General features: G+C 73.0%; 13 protein-coding genes. 5 read left to right on the top strand and 8 right to left on the bottom strand.

The features are described from left to right. Window positions 1–27 precede the first annotated feature (27 nt). The 4 genes from OHL10_RS00330 to OHL10_RS00315 all read right to left on the bottom strand — a co-directional run bounded on the left by OHL10_RS00330 (window position 28) and on the right by OHL10_RS00315 (window position 4,053). Entirely contained in the window at window positions 28–1,101 is a 1,074-nt protein-coding gene (locus OHL10_RS00330) for a pirin family protein (protein ID WP_265520163.1), read from the bottom strand. 540 nt (window positions 1,102–1,641) lie between these two features. Further along, window positions 1,642–2,652 carry a hypothetical protein gene (locus OHL10_RS00325; RefSeq protein ID WP_265520162.1) on the bottom strand — a complete coding sequence of 337 codons (1,011 nt, stop codon included), beginning with the start codon at window positions 2,650–2,652 and terminating at the stop codon, window positions 1,642–1,644. Window positions 2,653–2,709: 57 nt separating this feature from the next. Beyond that, complete coding sequence (locus tag OHL10_RS00320) at window positions 2,710–3,252, bottom strand: DinB family protein (protein WP_265520161.1); 543 nt, start codon at window positions 3,250–3,252, stop codon at window positions 2,710–2,712. A gap of 150 nt (window positions 3,253–3,402) precedes the next feature. Further along, window positions 3,403–4,053 (bottom strand): DUF2306 domain-containing protein, encoded by a 651-nt coding sequence (locus OHL10_RS00315; protein ID WP_265520160.1) that lies wholly within the window; start codon window positions 4,051–4,053, stop codon window positions 3,403–3,405. 160 nt (window positions 4,054–4,213) lie between these two features. Here OHL10_RS00315 and OHL10_RS00310 point away from each other — a divergent pair, with 160 nt between their 5' ends. The 4 genes from OHL10_RS00310 (at window position 4,214) to OHL10_RS00295 (ending at window position 7,557) form a co-directional block, all read left to right on the top strand. Beyond that, the gene (locus OHL10_RS00310) at window positions 4,214–4,828 is read left to right on the top strand and encodes a TetR/AcrR family transcriptional regulator (protein WP_265520159.1); all 615 of its coding nucleotides are present in this window, start codon (window positions 4,214–4,216) and stop codon (window positions 4,826–4,828) included. 31 nt (window positions 4,829–4,859) lie between these two features. Next, window positions 4,860–5,495 (top strand): TetR/AcrR family transcriptional regulator, encoded by a 636-nt coding sequence (locus OHL10_RS00305; RefSeq protein ID WP_265520158.1) that lies wholly within the window; start codon window positions 4,860–4,862, stop codon window positions 5,493–5,495. Window positions 5,496–5,525: 30 nt separating this feature from the next. Next, the gene (locus OHL10_RS00300; RefSeq protein WP_265520157.1) at window positions 5,526–6,800 is read left to right on the top strand and encodes an MFS transporter; all 1,275 of its coding nucleotides are present in this window, start codon (window positions 5,526–5,528) and stop codon (window positions 6,798–6,800) included. A gap of 88 nt (window positions 6,801–6,888) precedes the next feature. Continuing rightward, complete coding sequence (locus OHL10_RS00295) at window positions 6,889–7,557, top strand: biliverdin-producing heme oxygenase (RefSeq protein ID WP_265520156.1); 669 nt, start codon at window positions 6,889–6,891, stop codon at window positions 7,555–7,557. A gap of 18 nt (window positions 7,558–7,575) precedes the next feature. Here OHL10_RS00295 and OHL10_RS00290 read toward each other — a convergent pair whose 3' ends face one another. The 3 genes from OHL10_RS00290 to OHL10_RS00280 form a co-directional block, all read right to left on the bottom strand. Then, window positions 7,576–9,699, bottom strand: coding sequence for an elongation factor G (locus OHL10_RS00290; protein WP_265520155.1), 2,124 nt, complete (start codon window positions 9,697–9,699; stop codon window positions 7,576–7,578). A 94-nt stretch (window positions 9,700–9,793) separates the two neighbouring features. Continuing rightward, window positions 9,794–10,582 carry a MerR family transcriptional regulator gene (locus OHL10_RS00285; RefSeq protein ID WP_265520154.1) on the bottom strand — a complete coding sequence of 263 codons (789 nt, stop codon included), beginning with the start codon at window positions 10,580–10,582 and terminating at the stop codon, window positions 9,794–9,796. Window positions 10,583–10,701: 119 nt separating this feature from the next. After that, the gene (locus OHL10_RS00280; protein WP_265520153.1) at window positions 10,702–11,232 is read right to left on the bottom strand and encodes a DinB family protein; all 531 of its coding nucleotides are present in this window, start codon (window positions 11,230–11,232) and stop codon (window positions 10,702–10,704) included. A gap of 254 nt (window positions 11,233–11,486) precedes the next feature. Here OHL10_RS00280 and helR point away from each other — a divergent pair, with 254 nt between their 5' ends. Then, on the top strand, window positions 11,487–13,676 hold the full coding sequence (gene helR, locus OHL10_RS00275; RefSeq protein ID WP_265520152.1) for an RNA polymerase recycling motor ATPase HelR: 2,190 nt from the start codon (window positions 11,487–11,489) through the stop codon (window positions 13,674–13,676). A gap of 8 nt (window positions 13,677–13,684) precedes the next feature. Here helR and OHL10_RS00270 read toward each other — a convergent pair whose 3' ends face one another. Continuing rightward, entirely contained in the window at window positions 13,685–14,050 is a 366-nt protein-coding gene (locus tag OHL10_RS00270; RefSeq protein WP_265520151.1) for a cupin domain-containing protein, read from the bottom strand. Between the last annotated feature and the right edge of the window lie 6 nt (window positions 14,051–14,056).

The raw sequence follows: 14,056 nt of genomic DNA, 5'->3' as shown, positions 1-14,056 counted from the left end.
GGCACGATCCCGCGGCCCCCGGCGTCGTCAGCGCGTCGGGGGCTGCCGGGGGCGCAGCCGCACGTCCGGCAGGGCGGGCGCCGGGAGCGGGCCGCCGTCGTAGCCCTCGACCTCGCCGTACCTCGCCTGGCGCGCACCGTCGGCGTACCGGGTGCCGCCCTGCAGGGGCGTGCCGCCGTCGTCGGACACCACGAGCTGGGCCTGCCAGTCGGCGCGGGCGGCCACGACGTCGTCGTGCGAGCGCCCGACGAAGTTCCACCACATGACGATCTCCTCCGTGAACGGCTCGCCCCCGAGGAGGACGGCCCGCACCGACGCGTCCGGACCGGCCTGCACGACGAGGCGCTCGCGCCCGGGTGCCACGTACCCCAGGGCCGACGGCGGCACGTACGTGCCCTCGAACCGCACCTCTCCGGCATCCACCAGCAGCGCGTGCTCGAAGCCGGGGTCGACGTCGAGCACCACCCGGGCGCCCGGGGCGAGGTCGACCTGCGCTCCCACGAGCGGGGTGAAGGCCGTCGCCGTCGACCGCAGGGTCTGACCGGCCACGGTGAGTTCCCCGACGATCACCTGGACGCGCGCGTCGTCGAGCTCGGCGACGGGCAGGTCACCGTGGTGCTCGAACGCCGGGGCGTCGCCCATGCGGTCCGCGGGCAGCGCGACCCAGAGCTGGACGCCGTGCAGCACCGGCGGGCGAACCCCCGCGGGCGACTCCTCCGAGTGCGAGATGCCGCGCCCCGCGGTCATGAGGTTGAGCTCCCCCGGGCGCACGGTCTGCAAGGAACCGACGGAGTCACGGTGCAGGATCTCCCCCGCGAAGAGCCACGAGACGGTCTGCAGGCCGGTGTGCGGGTGCGGCGGCACCTGCATGCCGTCGGAGCCGTCGCCGATCGCGGACACCGGGTCAGGACCGTAGTGGTCGAGGAAGCACCACGCGCCGACCAGGGAGCGCTCGCGCTGAGGGAGCGTGCGGCGCACCTGCATCGCGCGCGTCCCGCCGAGCGGCACGTCGCGCGGGGTGAGGATCTCCACACCACCGGCGGGGGCGGGCCCGCCGGCCGTGCACACCTCTTCGTCGGGACGGGTCTCGAGGTTGCTCATGTGAAGAGCCTAGGCCCGACGGTGCGCAGGTTCGCGGCCGGCGGCACGCCGATGCCCCCCGGAACGTGGCTCCGAGGGGCATCGGGTCGATCCGCGCTCCGGGGCGGTCGGCCCTCCCCGTGGGGGTGGGCCGTCGGGGCGCCGTGGCGACGTCACGGCTCGGCGCCGATCACCGACCGGCGAGATCGCTCCCACCGCCCGTTCTCCGTGACCGGCGCTCTGCGGTCGGTCTTCCGGTCCGGGAGGAACCTGCGCCGTCACTCGCAGCTGGCGGTACGTGTCCGCCGTGCCCCTACCGTTCTCCGGTCGACCGTGGATCGTCAGACGCGGGCCGCTGTGCCTGGTCCGGACTCGGTCCGAGGAACGTCGTCCCCGTGCCTGTCGATGCCGTTAGAGAAGTTCTAGCCCTCACCGCCGGACAGGACAAGAGCTGCCGGTGATGTAATTCACCCCGGTCCGTTGACCACAGGTTCGTCCACAGGTGGTGGGGCGGACCGCCCACACAACCCACAGCCTTGTGCACAGAATCTGTGGACAACCTCAGACCCGGAAGCGCGACGACGGTGGGGCGCTCGTCGGGTGCAGCCGCTCCTCCAGGTCGTGGGCACCGACCACGAAGCCGCCCTCGTCGACGAGCGTGCCCCCGATGCGGCCCTGGAGCATCGCCGCCAGACGCGCGACCGACGCCCGCATCCGCGTCCGCGCGATGACGTGCACCCCCGAGGGGTGCTCGGCCTCCAGCTCGTACGGGTCGGAGGGACGCCACGACAGCCGGTAGGCGAACGGCCCGTACTCCCGCCACTCCAGGGCCGCGAGCGACTGCGGGACCACCTGCACGCGCTGCACGAGCATCTCCAGCGCGCCGTCGTACGACGACTCCCCCGTCACCAAATAGTCGCTCGGACCGTCCGGACGCTCCTCGACGCCCGTGATCTGCGACGTCGCGATGACCGTGCGCAGGACACCGAGCGCCGACTGCGGGTCCAGCGCCTGCGCGCTGAAGAGCGTGAGGTCGACCGAGGCGCTGGGGTCCGGCGTGAGGTGCGTCCGACCGTCGATCACGACGGCGCCACCGGCGCGCCGGGCCGCCGCGATCATCCAGCGCACCACGCCCAGCTCGGTCTCCGACGGCCAGCCGTCCGCGAACACCCGGCCCAGCCCGTCACGGTCGTCGACCGGCTGCACCGGCCCCGAGCGGTCGCGTGGCTCGTCGAGGGTCACGGCGTAGATCTCCGCGGTCGCGGACGCCAGGTCCAGCGCCTGGGTCTGCGGCGCCGTCAGCGGGAACGGCCCCACGACCGTGACGCCCTCGGTGAGGCGCAGGATCCCGGGCAGCGCGACATCGTCGGACACCATGCCGCGGAAGCGCGCCCCGGCCATGGGCCGCACCTCGGGCTCTCCGCCGGGCGGCCGTTCCCAGGCAGACGCCGGGAACCAGCCTGCCGCCAGGACCTCGAGCGGCACCCTCGCCGTGCCCGGGGTCCGAGGGACGGCCAGGAGATGGTCGCGAGCATGCTCGACGGGCACGAGGCCCACGACTTCGGATGCCATGCCCGGACAGTAGCGGGTGAAGAATGCCAGCGTGTTACATGACCGGATTCTGTTGCTTTAGCCAGGTTGGTCCGCGCCGACGTCGTGCAGGTGGTGCGCGACGTCGTGCCAGAAGTACTGCCCGAGCGTACGGACCGTGAAGACCGAGTCGTTCGACCGACGTCCGGGGCGCTCCCACTGGTCGGGCGCGACCGCGTCGAAGCGGCCCGCGACCCGGTCCCCCGCGATCGCGAGCTCGCGGGAGACGACCGCGGGGTCCTGGTGGGCGTAGTCGTCCGCGAGCGCCGCCGCGTCCTGGTCCCAGTTGGCGAACAGCGGGTCGTCACCCTCGACCATCGCCGCGAGCCGCACGTCGAAGACGCCGAACACGTCGCGGACGTGCGCGGCGTACTCGAGCGGCGACCACGTCGCCGGGTCGGGCCGGGTCGCCGCGTCGGGCCGGGCCAGGACCCGCTGCCAGCGCGGGATCGCACCCCGCACCGCGGGGCCGACCTGGTCCGGGGTGAGCGCCGACACCTCGACCCCGCACTCCGGGCACGGCTGGTCGAGGACCCACGTCCAGTCCTTGGTGTCGGGCACGATCGGGCCAGCGTCGCTCATCCGGCCAGTCTCCCAGACGCCTCGCCCCCTCTCCGCCGAGCACGACCTTGCTCCGCGCCGAGCACGAGATTGCTGTCGTTGTCGGACGGTTCGCGACATCAACGTCGTTCTCGGCGACCGGGTGGGGGCCTCGGGTGCGTGCCGACCGGTCTAGGCGGCCGCGAGGCGGTACGCGGGCAGACCGCGCCGTCTGATGAGCCACTCGGCGACGACCAGGTTCGGCAGCCAGCACAGGAAGGGCACGACCGCGTAGGCGGCGGCGAAGACCGCCTCCTCGTCGGTCGCTCCGCCCAGCGCCACCTGGCCGAGGATGAGGACGGCGAGCCACAGGCGCAGCGTGGGCCCGGCGAACGTCAGCGCGTAGCTGCGCATCACCCACGCCTGGTGGGACCGGACGTCGCCACGTCTGATCGCACGGTAGGCGCGGACGGCGGTCACCAGCCAGAGCACGCCGAGCGTCCCGAACCCGAAGAGGCCGACGAGACCCGCCGTGTTCCACGGTGCGAGCAGGAGCGCCGCCGCGGCCGCGACGACCACCGCCGTGAGGTAGACCCGGCCACCGGCCCGGTGCAGCCGTGGGTGACGCTCCCGCAGGCGTCGGAGGAACTGGACGGGCCCGATCACGAGCGCGATCGAGGCGGACACGACGTGGACGTAGAAGGCGCCCTGGATCACGAGCGGGGCGTCCTCGTACGTGGCGGCGAGGCCGACGCCGTCGTGCGCCAGCTCGCGGAGCGTGCCCTGGGCGTAGGTCTGGAGGGACAGTCCCGCGATCGCGACGGCGAGGAGCGCGACGGCCACCAGCCCTGCCCGGTGGGTGCGCGGGGATCCGGCAGCAGACCGTGATCGCGGACCGACGTCGATCGTGGAAGGGGGACGCTCCGGCATCACAGGCTCCGATGTGAGAGGCATTAATATTGTGAACGCCATCAACATAGTGTGAGATGTTACGGTCGTCAACATGTCTCCACGGGCCCGTTATCACCACGGCGCCCTGCGCGAGGAACTGCTGCTGCAGGGGCGCGTCCTGCTTGCCGAGGTCGGGCCCGACGCCTTCTCGCTCAACGAGCTCGCTCGGCGCGTCGGCGTGAGCTCTGCCGCCCCGTACCGCCACTTCGCCGATCGTGACGACCTCGTCGACGCGATCGCCGACGAGGGATACGACCTCTTCGCCGATGCCCTGACCGAGGCCGTCACGGGCGCCGACGACGCCGGCGACGCCGTGCGCCGCATCGGCCACGCCTACCTCGGGTTCGCCGCGGAGCACCCCGCCTACTTCCGGTTGATGTTCCGCGGCCGGGACGGGCGCACGCACGAGCGCGGACCGGCGTCGTTCGAGACGCTCGCTCGCGCGATCCAGGCCGCGCAGGCCACCGGGCACCTCGACCGGACGGCCCCCGTCCCGGTCCTCGCTCGGTCGATCTGGTCGATCCTGCACGGCGCCGCCGTGCTCGAGGCCTCGGGCGGCTTCCGCAAGCTCGACCTCGACGTCCCGCGCGAGCAGCTCGCGGACGAGCTGCTCTCCCCCTTCCTGCGCGCTCCGAGGGGCCAGGAGCCGCAGGATCCCGCCGACTAGCATTCTGACACCGGGCGCCTATGATGTCATCATGCCCAAGATCATCGGAGGTTCCCTCCACGAGCACCGCGCGCAGACGCGTCAGAAGCTCTTCGCCGCGCTCTCGAACCTCATGATGGACCGCGGCTTCGACGCGATCTCCCTCGCCGACATCGCCGCGGCGGCCGGCGTCGGCCGCACCGCGGTCTACAACCACTTCCCGGACAAGGAAGCACTGCTCCTCGGCTTCATCACCCACGAGACCGAGCAGTACGTCGAGACGCTCGAGCGCGCGCTCGCGGACGTCGGCGACCCCGTCGAGCAGCTGCGGACCTACATCCGCCAGCAGGCCAGGCTCAAGCGCGTGTTCCACCTCGCCCCCGGCCCGGACCTGCGCACCGTGCTCTCCCGCAGCACCCGCCAGCGGCTGCGCGAGCACGCCGAGATCGTCGAGGCGATCCTGCGCCGCATCCTCCGCTCCGGCATCGAGATCGGCGAGTTCCCCGACCAGGACATCGACACCACCGTCCAGCTCGTCAACGCGTGCCTCGCCGGCCGCCTCGTCCCCGAGGACCCGGCCGAGCGAGCCCGCGCCATCGACGCCACCGAGGCGTTCGTCCTGCGGGCGGTGGGCGCCGACCCGATGCCGACCGGGCGCCCCGCGGCCCGCCCGTCGCTGTCGGCGTAGGACGCGCGACCACTCGCCTACGCTCGGAGGGTGCCCCGCACCCGACGCCCCCGCCCGCCCCGACGCCACCTGGGCGGGCCGTTCGGCAACGTCGTCACGGCGAACATCAGCTCGAGCCTCGGCGACGGGATCGCCCGCGTGGCCGCTCCCCTGCTCGCGGTCCGGCTGACCGACGACCCGTTGCTCATCTCCGGCATCGCGGCGGTCGCGATGCTGCCGTGGTTGTTCTTCGCCATCCCTGCGGGGATCGTCCTCGACCGCATCGACCGACGCCGGGCCCTCGCGCTCGCCAACGGCGTGCGGACAGTCCTGGCCGTGCTCCTGCTGACCCTCGCCGCGACCGACACCCTGACGATCTGGTGGCTGTACGTCGTGATCTTCGCCTACGGCGCGTTCGAGACGCTGTACGACGGCGCGATCCGCGCCGTGGTCCCCGCGCTCGTCGAACGGCGCGACCTGCCGCGCGCGAACTCCCGCATCGAGGCCGGCGAGATCACGGTGCAGAACTTCCTGTCCGCGCCGCTCACGTCGGCACTGTTCGCGATCGCCGTCGTCATCCCGCTCGGGGTCGGCGCGCTCGCCTACGCGGTCGCGGGCGTCCTCGCGTTCTTCCTGCCCGTCGCCGCCGCGGGCACGCACCGGGCCACGAGCACCGAGCCGGTCGTCGCCTGGTACCGCCAGCTCGCCGACGGGTTCCGCTTCATCCTCGCGCACCCCCTGCTCAAGCCTCTGTGGATCCTCAGCGTCCTCATCGGCATCTGCTTCTCCGCCGCGACCGCGACCGTCGTGCTGTTCGTGCTCGAGCGCCTCGGTGTCCCCGAGGCGTGGTTCGGCGCTTTTATGCTGGTCGGCGCCGTCGGGTCCCTCGTGGGAGCCGGCCTCGCAGGCCGCGCCAAGGAACGCTTCGGGGCCGGGCGGGTCATGGCGAGCGCCAACCTCGTCGGCCCGCTGAGCCTCGTCCTCATGGGCGCGGTGCCGCTCGTCCCGGTCGTCGCCGTGTGCCTCGCCGTGTCGTTCGGGTCGACGACGGTGTGGAACGTCCTGGTCATGAGCCTGCGGCAGAGCCTCATCCCGGCCGGGATGCTCGGCCGGGTGCACGGGACGTGGCGCACGCTGCTGTGGGGCACCATGCCGCTCGGCGCGCTGCTCGGCGGGCTGCTGGCCCGCGTCGACCTGACGACGCCGCTCGTCGTCGCCGGCGGGCTCGCGGCGCTCGTCGCACTGCTGGGCTTCCGGTTCATCGCGCGCCTGCCCAACCCGGAGGACGTCCACGACCAGCCCCCCGTAGGGGATAGGCAAACCTAACTTCGCGTTGTAGAGTTCCTGACGCGACGTCATGACGATGTGTCAGCATGCCGCGCCACGCCTTCCCCGAACACCCGCAGGAGCCTCTGTGACCGCCGTGACCCCGCCCGCCGCAGCCACACCGACCGACCAGCCGCTCTCCCTTCGGCTGCGCGAGGGCACCCGCCCCGAGCACGAGGCCGCCGAGTCCTCCGGCTTCGTCGAGAAGCTCATGGGAGGCGAGCTGGGCATCGCCGCGTACGCCGACCTCGCCGCCCAGCAGTGGGCGATCTACGGCGCGCTCGAGCAGGCGAGCGCCGCGATCCGCCAGGACGACCAGGGCGCCACCCTCGTCTTCGACGAGCTCACGCGCACCCCGGAGATCGAGAAGGACCTCACCTTCCTCGTCGGTGCGGACTGGGCCGAGCGCGTCACGATCCACCCCGCGACGCAGCGGTACGTCGCGCGCCTGCACGAGGTCGGCGGGTCCCTGCCCGCCTACGCCGCGCACGCCTACACGCGCTACCTCGGCGACCTCTCCGGCGGGCAGATCATCAAGCGGATGATGGAGCGGCACTACGGCCTGTCCGTCGACGGCCTCGCGTTCTACACGTTTACCGAGATCCCCAGGTCGAAGCCGTTCAAGGACGTGTACCGCGAGCGCCTCGACGCGCTCCGGCTCACCCCGGAGCAGCTCGCGGGCACCGTCGCGGAGGCAAAGCTGGCGTTCCGGCTGAACAGCGACCTCTTCGCCGACCTCGGCGCCGCGCACTGCTGAGCGCACTGCTGGGCGGCGTCACACCGGGTCGCGACGACCGGCGGGCAGCGCGTCGTAGTGGTCCGGCACGGCCTCGAACCGGCCTCGTCCGCCCGTGAGGGAGCGCAGGTCGAGCACGTAGCGCGCGAGCTCGGCCTCGGGCACGAGCGCGTCGATGCGCGCCCACCGGTCGTCGAGCGACGCGGTCGCGGTGATGCGTCCGCGCCGGGACGACAGGTCGCCCATGACGTCACCCTGGGACTCGGTGGGCACCGTGATCTCGACGGCGCACACGGGTTCGAGGACCACGGTCCCGGCGGTGGCGAGCGCTTCCTTGAGACCGATCGCGGCCGCCGTCCGGAACGCCATGTCGGAGGAGTCGACGGAGTGCGCCTTGCCGTCGTAGAGCTCGACCCGCAGATCGACGACCGGATGCCCGTGCGGGCCGCCCGCCGCCATCGCCTCGACGATCCCGCGCTCGACCGCCGCGAGGTACGTCTTGGGGACCGAGCCGCCGACGACGGCGTTGACGAACTCGAAGCCCGCGCCCCGTTCGCGCGGGCTCACCCGGAGCTGGACGACGGCGAACTGCCCGTGCCCGCCCGACTGCTTCTTCAGCCGGCCCTCGGCCTCGACCGTGCGCCGGACGGTCTCGCGGTAGGCGACCTGCACGGGCTCGGTCGTCACGTGGACGCCGAACGTGCGGGCGAGCCGTTCGAGCGCGACCTCCAGGTGGGTGTCGCCGAGCCCGGCGAGGACGGTCTGCGCCCCGGTGCGGCCGACGTGCAGCGTCGGGTCCTCGACGCACAACCGCGCCAAGGCGCTGGAGAGCTTGTCGTCGTCGGCCTGCGAGACGGGTTGCAGGGCGAGGCCGTACGCGGCGGGTCGCGCGGGGAGCGGTCGTGCCCGCAGCGGCAGGGCGCGCGCGGCGAGCAGCGTGCCGGTGGGGCTGGCGGTGAGCTTCGCGACGGCGACGATCTGACCGGCCTCGACCCGGTCGACGAGCTCGTGCTCACGGCCCGTGAGCCGGAACGCGCCGTGCAGACGCTCCTCGGCGCCCGAGTCCGTGGCGACGAGCCGGTCGTTGTTCCGCACGGTCCCCGAGAGCACCTTGAACACCGAGACCTGGCCGACGAACGGGTCGACGACGGTGCGGAACACGTGCAGCAGCGCGTCACCGTCGGGGTCGGCCGGGACGAGGTGCGGCGCCCCGCCCTGTCCCCCGCCCCCGGAGGCGACCACGACGGTCGCGGGACGGTCGGCGGGCGACGGCCCGAGCTCGCACAGGTAGTCGGCGAGGCGGTCGATCCCGACCCCGGTCACGGCGGAACCCAGCAGGACGGGGACGGCGTCGCCGTCGAGCACCTCGTGGGCGAGGGTGCGTTCGAGGTCGGCCGCGCTCGGCTCGTCGCCGCCGAGGTAGCGCTCGAGCTGGTCGTCGTCGTGCGTGACGATCTCCTCGACGACCTCGTCGTGCAGGCGGTGCTCCTCGTCGACGAGGTCCGCCGGGAGCGCGCCGGTGCTGTGCCGGCCGTCGGGTCCGTAGTCGTGGCCCTGCTCGCTGAGGACGTCGGCGACACCGTGCAGCGACTGCTCCTCGCCGAGCGGCAGCTCGAGCGGGACGACGACCGGCCCGAACGTCGCGCGGAGCTCGTCGACGACCCGCCGGAAGTCGGCTCGCGCCCGGTCCTCCTTGCTCACGACGACCATGCGCGGCACGCCGGCGTCGACGCACCGCTGCCACGCCTCCTCGGTGCCGGCCTGCACACCCTGCACCGCGCTGACCACGACGACCGCGAGGTCCGCGACCGACAGCGCGGCGTCCAGACCGCCGGCGAAGTCGGCGTAGCCGGGGGTATCGAGGAGCGTGACGTCGTAGGTGACGCCGTCGGGGGCGGTCCAGTCCAGGTGCGCCACGGACAGGCCGACGGAGATGCCGCGGCTGATCTCCTCCGGCTCGTGGTCGCAGACCGTCGAGCCGTCGTCGACGGTGCCCGGCCGGGAGATCACCCCCGCGCGGTGCAGGAGCGCCTCGGCGAGCGTCGTCTTGCCGGCGCCGCTGTGCCCGACGAGCGCCACGTTGCGGATGGTCCGCGGCCCCGACGCACGCTCCGAGGTCGCGCCCGGCGACGACCCTGACGTCGGCGATGTCGTCGTGCCCATCGGGGCCTCCCGCGCTGGAGAACGGTGGTGGAGTGCGAGCCGTGCCCACCAGGCTACGACCGCGACGCCCCGCGGGCGAGGCGTCGCGATCGGTCTACAGGTGGGCGTCCGCGTACTCCTGCAGGGCGTCGCGCACGAACGTCGCGCCGTCGAGGCCGCCGTAGTTCGCCGCGAACCGCTCGTCCGCGACGTACATCTCGGCCAGGCCCTGGACGTACTCCTTGACGGGAGCCGCCCCGGCGCCGGGTGTTCCCGGCACCGCGCCGAGCCACTCGACGTGGCGTCGTGCGAGCGCCTGCGCCTCCTGCGACCCCGGCCCGACGCCGGAGCGCGCGGCGGCCGCCCAGTCCTCACCGAGGCGACGGGTGCGGTCCTTCCAGGCCGCGCGGTCGTCGTCGGACAGCCCGCGCCACCAGGCGTCGCTCGTCGCGTACGCCTCGGCGCCCCAGCGCTCGGTCACCTCGGTCTTGTGCTGCGTGTGGTCGAACCCGTCGAACATGTCGTCCGCCATGAGCTCGCCACCTCCTTCCATCGTCGTGATCGTCCGTTCGACCGACGCGATCTGTCGCGCCAGCCGCTGCCGCTCGGTGCGCAACCACTCCAGGTGGTGGCGCAGCGCCGGGACCTGGGAGCCGCCGGGGGACGCGTCGAGCGCCTCCTTGATGGCGGGCAGCCCGAGCCCCAGGTCGCGCAGGAGCAGGATCCGCTGGAGCCGGACGAGCGCGTCGGCGTCGTAGTGGCGGTAGCCGTTCGACGCGACCCTGGTCGGCGCGAGCAGCCCGACGGCGTCGTAGTGCCGCAGCGTGCGGCTCGTCGTGCCGGCCAGCCGGGCGACCTCCTGGATCGACCAGTCGGCCGTACGACCGGTTGCCGTGGACGCCATGACGCACCTCCTCCGTGCGAGTCCCGTACCGCGGTGTGCGGCAGCGATCACCACGCTAGAAGTTGACGCTACGTCAAGGTCAAGGCCGAGAGGGCACCCATACGGAGCGACAGCCGGGCCTACTCGCCCACGAACCCGTCGATCGACTCGCGGATCAGGTCGGCGTGCCCGTTGTGCCGCGCATACTCCTCGACCATGTGGACGAGTACCCACCGCAGGTTCCACCGCTCTCCGGTCCGCCGGTCCGCGCCGACGGACAGGGCGTCGAGGCCGCCGTCGGCGAGCACTGCGTCGAGGATCGCGTCGGAGGCCGCGACCGCGCGGTCGAAGAGCGAGCGGACCTGGTCGGGCGTGTCCTCGGCCGCGCTGTGCCAGTCCCAGTCGCCGTCCGCGGACCAGTCGACCGTGTCGAAGGGAGCCATGATCTGCTCGCCGACGAGCACGACGGAGAACCAGTGCGACTCGACGAATGCGAGGTGCTTGAGCATCCCACCGAGCGTCATGGTCGACGGCGGGAGCCTGGTCGCGAGCTCGGTGGCGCCGAGCTCGGCAGTCTTCCACCGCATCGTCTCGCGGTGGAAGTCGAGGAAGCCTCGCAGCGTCCCGATCTCGTCGGCAACCACGGGGGGCTCGGTGCGCGGGTCGGTCATGGTGCTCCACTCTGCGGACGGTCAGCCGAGCTCGCGGAGCAGCGACGTCAGATCGACGCCGATGGTAGCCCGAACCCTCGCGCGCCGAGCGCGCCCGCGTCGGCGCGCTCACCGCGGAGGCCGTGGGGCCGCCGCGTGCGCGTGCGCCACAGCAGCCCTTCCGTTCTCAACGTATAGCGCACCGGGGGTCTTGCGGCAAGACCCCTGTCGTGCCGGACGATGACACGGCAACGGCCCGACGATCGGAGCATGACGTGACCCCGTCCCCCCGCACCACGAGCGTCTTCGACCTTCCAGCGTCCCTCTCCGCGAAGTCCGACCCTGCGCTCGTCGGCGGCGACGAGCGCCACTTCGCGGCGATCACCGAGAGCATCGACCACTCGGTCGCCGACCTGTCGAGCCGGCTCGACGCCGCGCGTCGTGCACCCGGCGGCAGCGGGCAGGCGGCGCTCGACCGCGACCAGGAGATCCACCGGCTGACCGCTCGCCTGCGCACCCTGCAGCGGTACGGCGCCGACCTGTGCCTCGGACGGATGGTCCCCGCCGACGGCACGGACCCCGTCTACGTCGGGCGGCTCGGGCTCGCGGACGCCACGGGCCGGCGGCTGCTCGTCGACTGGCGCTCCCCGGCGGCGGAACCCTTCTTCGGCGCCACCCACGCGAAACCGATGGGCCTGGCGAGCCGACGCCGGTACCGCTGGACCCGTGGCCGGGTCAGCGACTACTGGGACGAGGTGTTCGCCCTCGACACCCCAGGAGCGCTCGACGGTCACCCAGCCCTCGACGACCAGTCCGCCTTCATCGCCGGCCTGGCCCGTCGTCGCACTGCGCGGATGCAGGACGTCCTCGGGACCATCCAGGCCGACCAGGACGCCATCGTCCGCGCCGGGTCCCGCGGGGCGCTCGTCGTCGACGGCGGTCCCGGCACGGGCAAGACGGTCGTCGCCCTGCACCGCACCGCCTACCTCCTCTACTCCGACCCCCGGCTCGGGCACCGCCGCGGCGGCGTGCTCTTCGTCGGACCTCACCAGCCCTACCTCGCCTACGTCGCCGACGTGCTGCCCAGCCTCGGGGAGGAGGGTGTGCAGACCTGCACGCTGCGCGACCTCGTCCCCGAGGGCGCGGCGGCCGGCGCCGAGACCGACCCGCGTGCGGCCCGGCTCAAGGCGGACGCCCGGATGGTCGGCGCGATCGAGCCCGCCGTGGGCCTCTACGAGCAGGCACCCACCGAGGGCATGGAGATCGAGACGCCGTGGGCGGACGTCTGGCTGAGCACCGCCGACTGGGCGGAGGCCTACGGGGCCGTGGACCCCGGCACACCGCACAACGAGGCCCGCGACGAGATCTGGGACGCGCTGCTGTCGATCCTCGCGGACAAGGTGCGCGACGAGTCGGGAGGCGACGCCGACGAGGGCGAGGTCCCGGCGGACCAGGTGCGCAGCGCGCTCGTCCAGGACAAGGAGCTCGTGCGCACCTTCAGCCGCGCGTGGCCGCTGCTCGAGCCGACCGACCTCGTGGGCGACCTCTGGACGGTCCCGGCCTACCTGCACCGGTGCGCGCCGTGGCTCGCGCCCGACGAGGTGCAGGCGCTGCAGCGCGAGGACCCGAGCGCGTGGACCGTCGCGGACCTGCCGCTCCTCGACGCCGCCCGCCGACGGCTCGGCGACCCGGACGCCTCACGGCGCCGACGCCGCCACCAGGCCGACGTGGCGGCAGAGCGCCGGCGCATGGCCGACGTCGTCGACGACCTGATCGCGACCGACGACTCCGAGATGGCCGTGATGTCGATGCTCCGCGGGCAGGACCTGCAGGACGCCCTGGTGGACGACTCGGTGCCCGTCGCGGACCCCGACCTGCTCGCCGGGCCCTTCGCGCACGTCGTCGTGGACGAGGCGCAGGAGCTCAGCGACGCCGAGTGGCAGATGCTGCGGCAGCGCTGCCCGTCGGGCAGCCTGACGGTCGTCGGGGACCGCGCCCAGGCACGGCACGGGTTCACCGAGACGTGGCGGGAACGGCTCGCACGCGTCGGCCTCGACCGTGTGGAGATCGCCTCCCTGAGCATCAACTACCGCACCCCCCAGGAGGTGATGGCGGAGGCCGAGCCCGTCATCCGGGCGGCGCTGCCCGACGCCAACGTGCCGACCTCGGTCCGCAGTACCGGCGTGCCGGTGCTGCACGCCCGTGCCGACGAGCGCGACGCGATCCTCGACGCCTGGCTCGCCGAGCACGAAGGGACGGCGTGCGTGATCGGTGACCCCACGTTCGTCGGCGCACCCCGCGTCCGGTCGCTGACGCCGGAGCTGTCGAAGGGGCTCGAGTTCGACCTGGTCGTGCTCGTCGACCCCGAGTCGTTCGGCGGGGACGCGGACGGCATCGAGCGCGCCGTCGACCGCTACGTCGCCATGACGCGAGCCACCCAGCAGCTCGTGGTCCTCGCGAGGTAGACGTGTCGCTAGTCGAGCTCGCGCAGCGGCGACGTCATCTCGCCGCCGGCGTCTCCCGTGTTCACGGTGCCCCGGGGCTCGACGAGCAGGGCATGCACCTCGCCCGCGGCCTGGGGGCAGTGCTCGACACCGCGAGGGACGACGAACACGTCGTCCGGTCCGAGCACGACGTCGCGGTCGCGGAGCTGGATCGTCAGCTCGCCGTTGAGCACCATGAACAGCTCGTCGGTGTCGGGGTGCGTGTGCCAGACGAACTCGCCCTGCAGCTTGACGACCTTCACGTCGTAGTCGTTGATGCTCGTCAGCCGGTGCGGCTGCCAGTGCTCGGTGATGCTGGCAAGGGCCTGCTGCACGTTCCGCACGTCGTCGCTCACACCGCC

This window comes from Oerskovia flava, assembly GCF_026163685.1.
GTDB classification, from domain to species: domain Bacteria; phylum Actinomycetota; class Actinomycetes; order Actinomycetales; family Cellulomonadaceae; genus Oerskovia_A; species Oerskovia_A flava.
This window is presented reverse-complemented; position numbering and strand designations above follow the sequence as displayed.

What these genes read in the sequence shown, in the direction of transcription:
- OHL10_RS00310 (WP_265520159.1), top strand. Translation starts at nt 4,214, where the DNA reads ATGTCTCCACGGGCCCGTTATCACCACGGCGCCCTGCGCGAGGAACTG.
- OHL10_RS00290 (WP_265520155.1), bottom strand. Translation starts at nt 9,699, where the DNA reads ATGGGCACGACGACATCGCCGACGTCAGGGTCGTCGCCGGGCGCGACC.
- OHL10_RS00320 (WP_265520161.1), bottom strand. Translation starts at nt 3,252, where the DNA reads ATGAGCGACGCTGGCCCGATCGTGCCCGACACCAAGGACTGGACGTGG.
- OHL10_RS00285 (WP_265520154.1), bottom strand. Translation starts at nt 10,582, where the DNA reads ATGGCGTCCACGGCAACCGGTCGTACGGCCGACTGGTCGATCCAGGAG.
- OHL10_RS00330 (WP_265520163.1), bottom strand. Translation starts at nt 1,101, where the DNA reads ATGAGCAACCTCGAGACCCGTCCCGACGAAGAGGTGTGCACGGCCGGC.
- OHL10_RS00280 (WP_265520153.1), bottom strand. Translation starts at nt 11,232, where the DNA reads ATGACCGACCCGCGCACCGAGCCCCCCGTGGTTGCCGACGAGATCGGG.
- OHL10_RS00305 (WP_265520158.1), top strand. Translation starts at nt 4,860, where the DNA reads ATGCCCAAGATCATCGGAGGTTCCCTCCACGAGCACCGCGCGCAGACG.
- OHL10_RS00325 (WP_265520162.1), bottom strand. Translation starts at nt 2,652, where the DNA reads ATGGCATCCGAAGTCGTGGGCCTCGTGCCCGTCGAGCATGCTCGCGAC.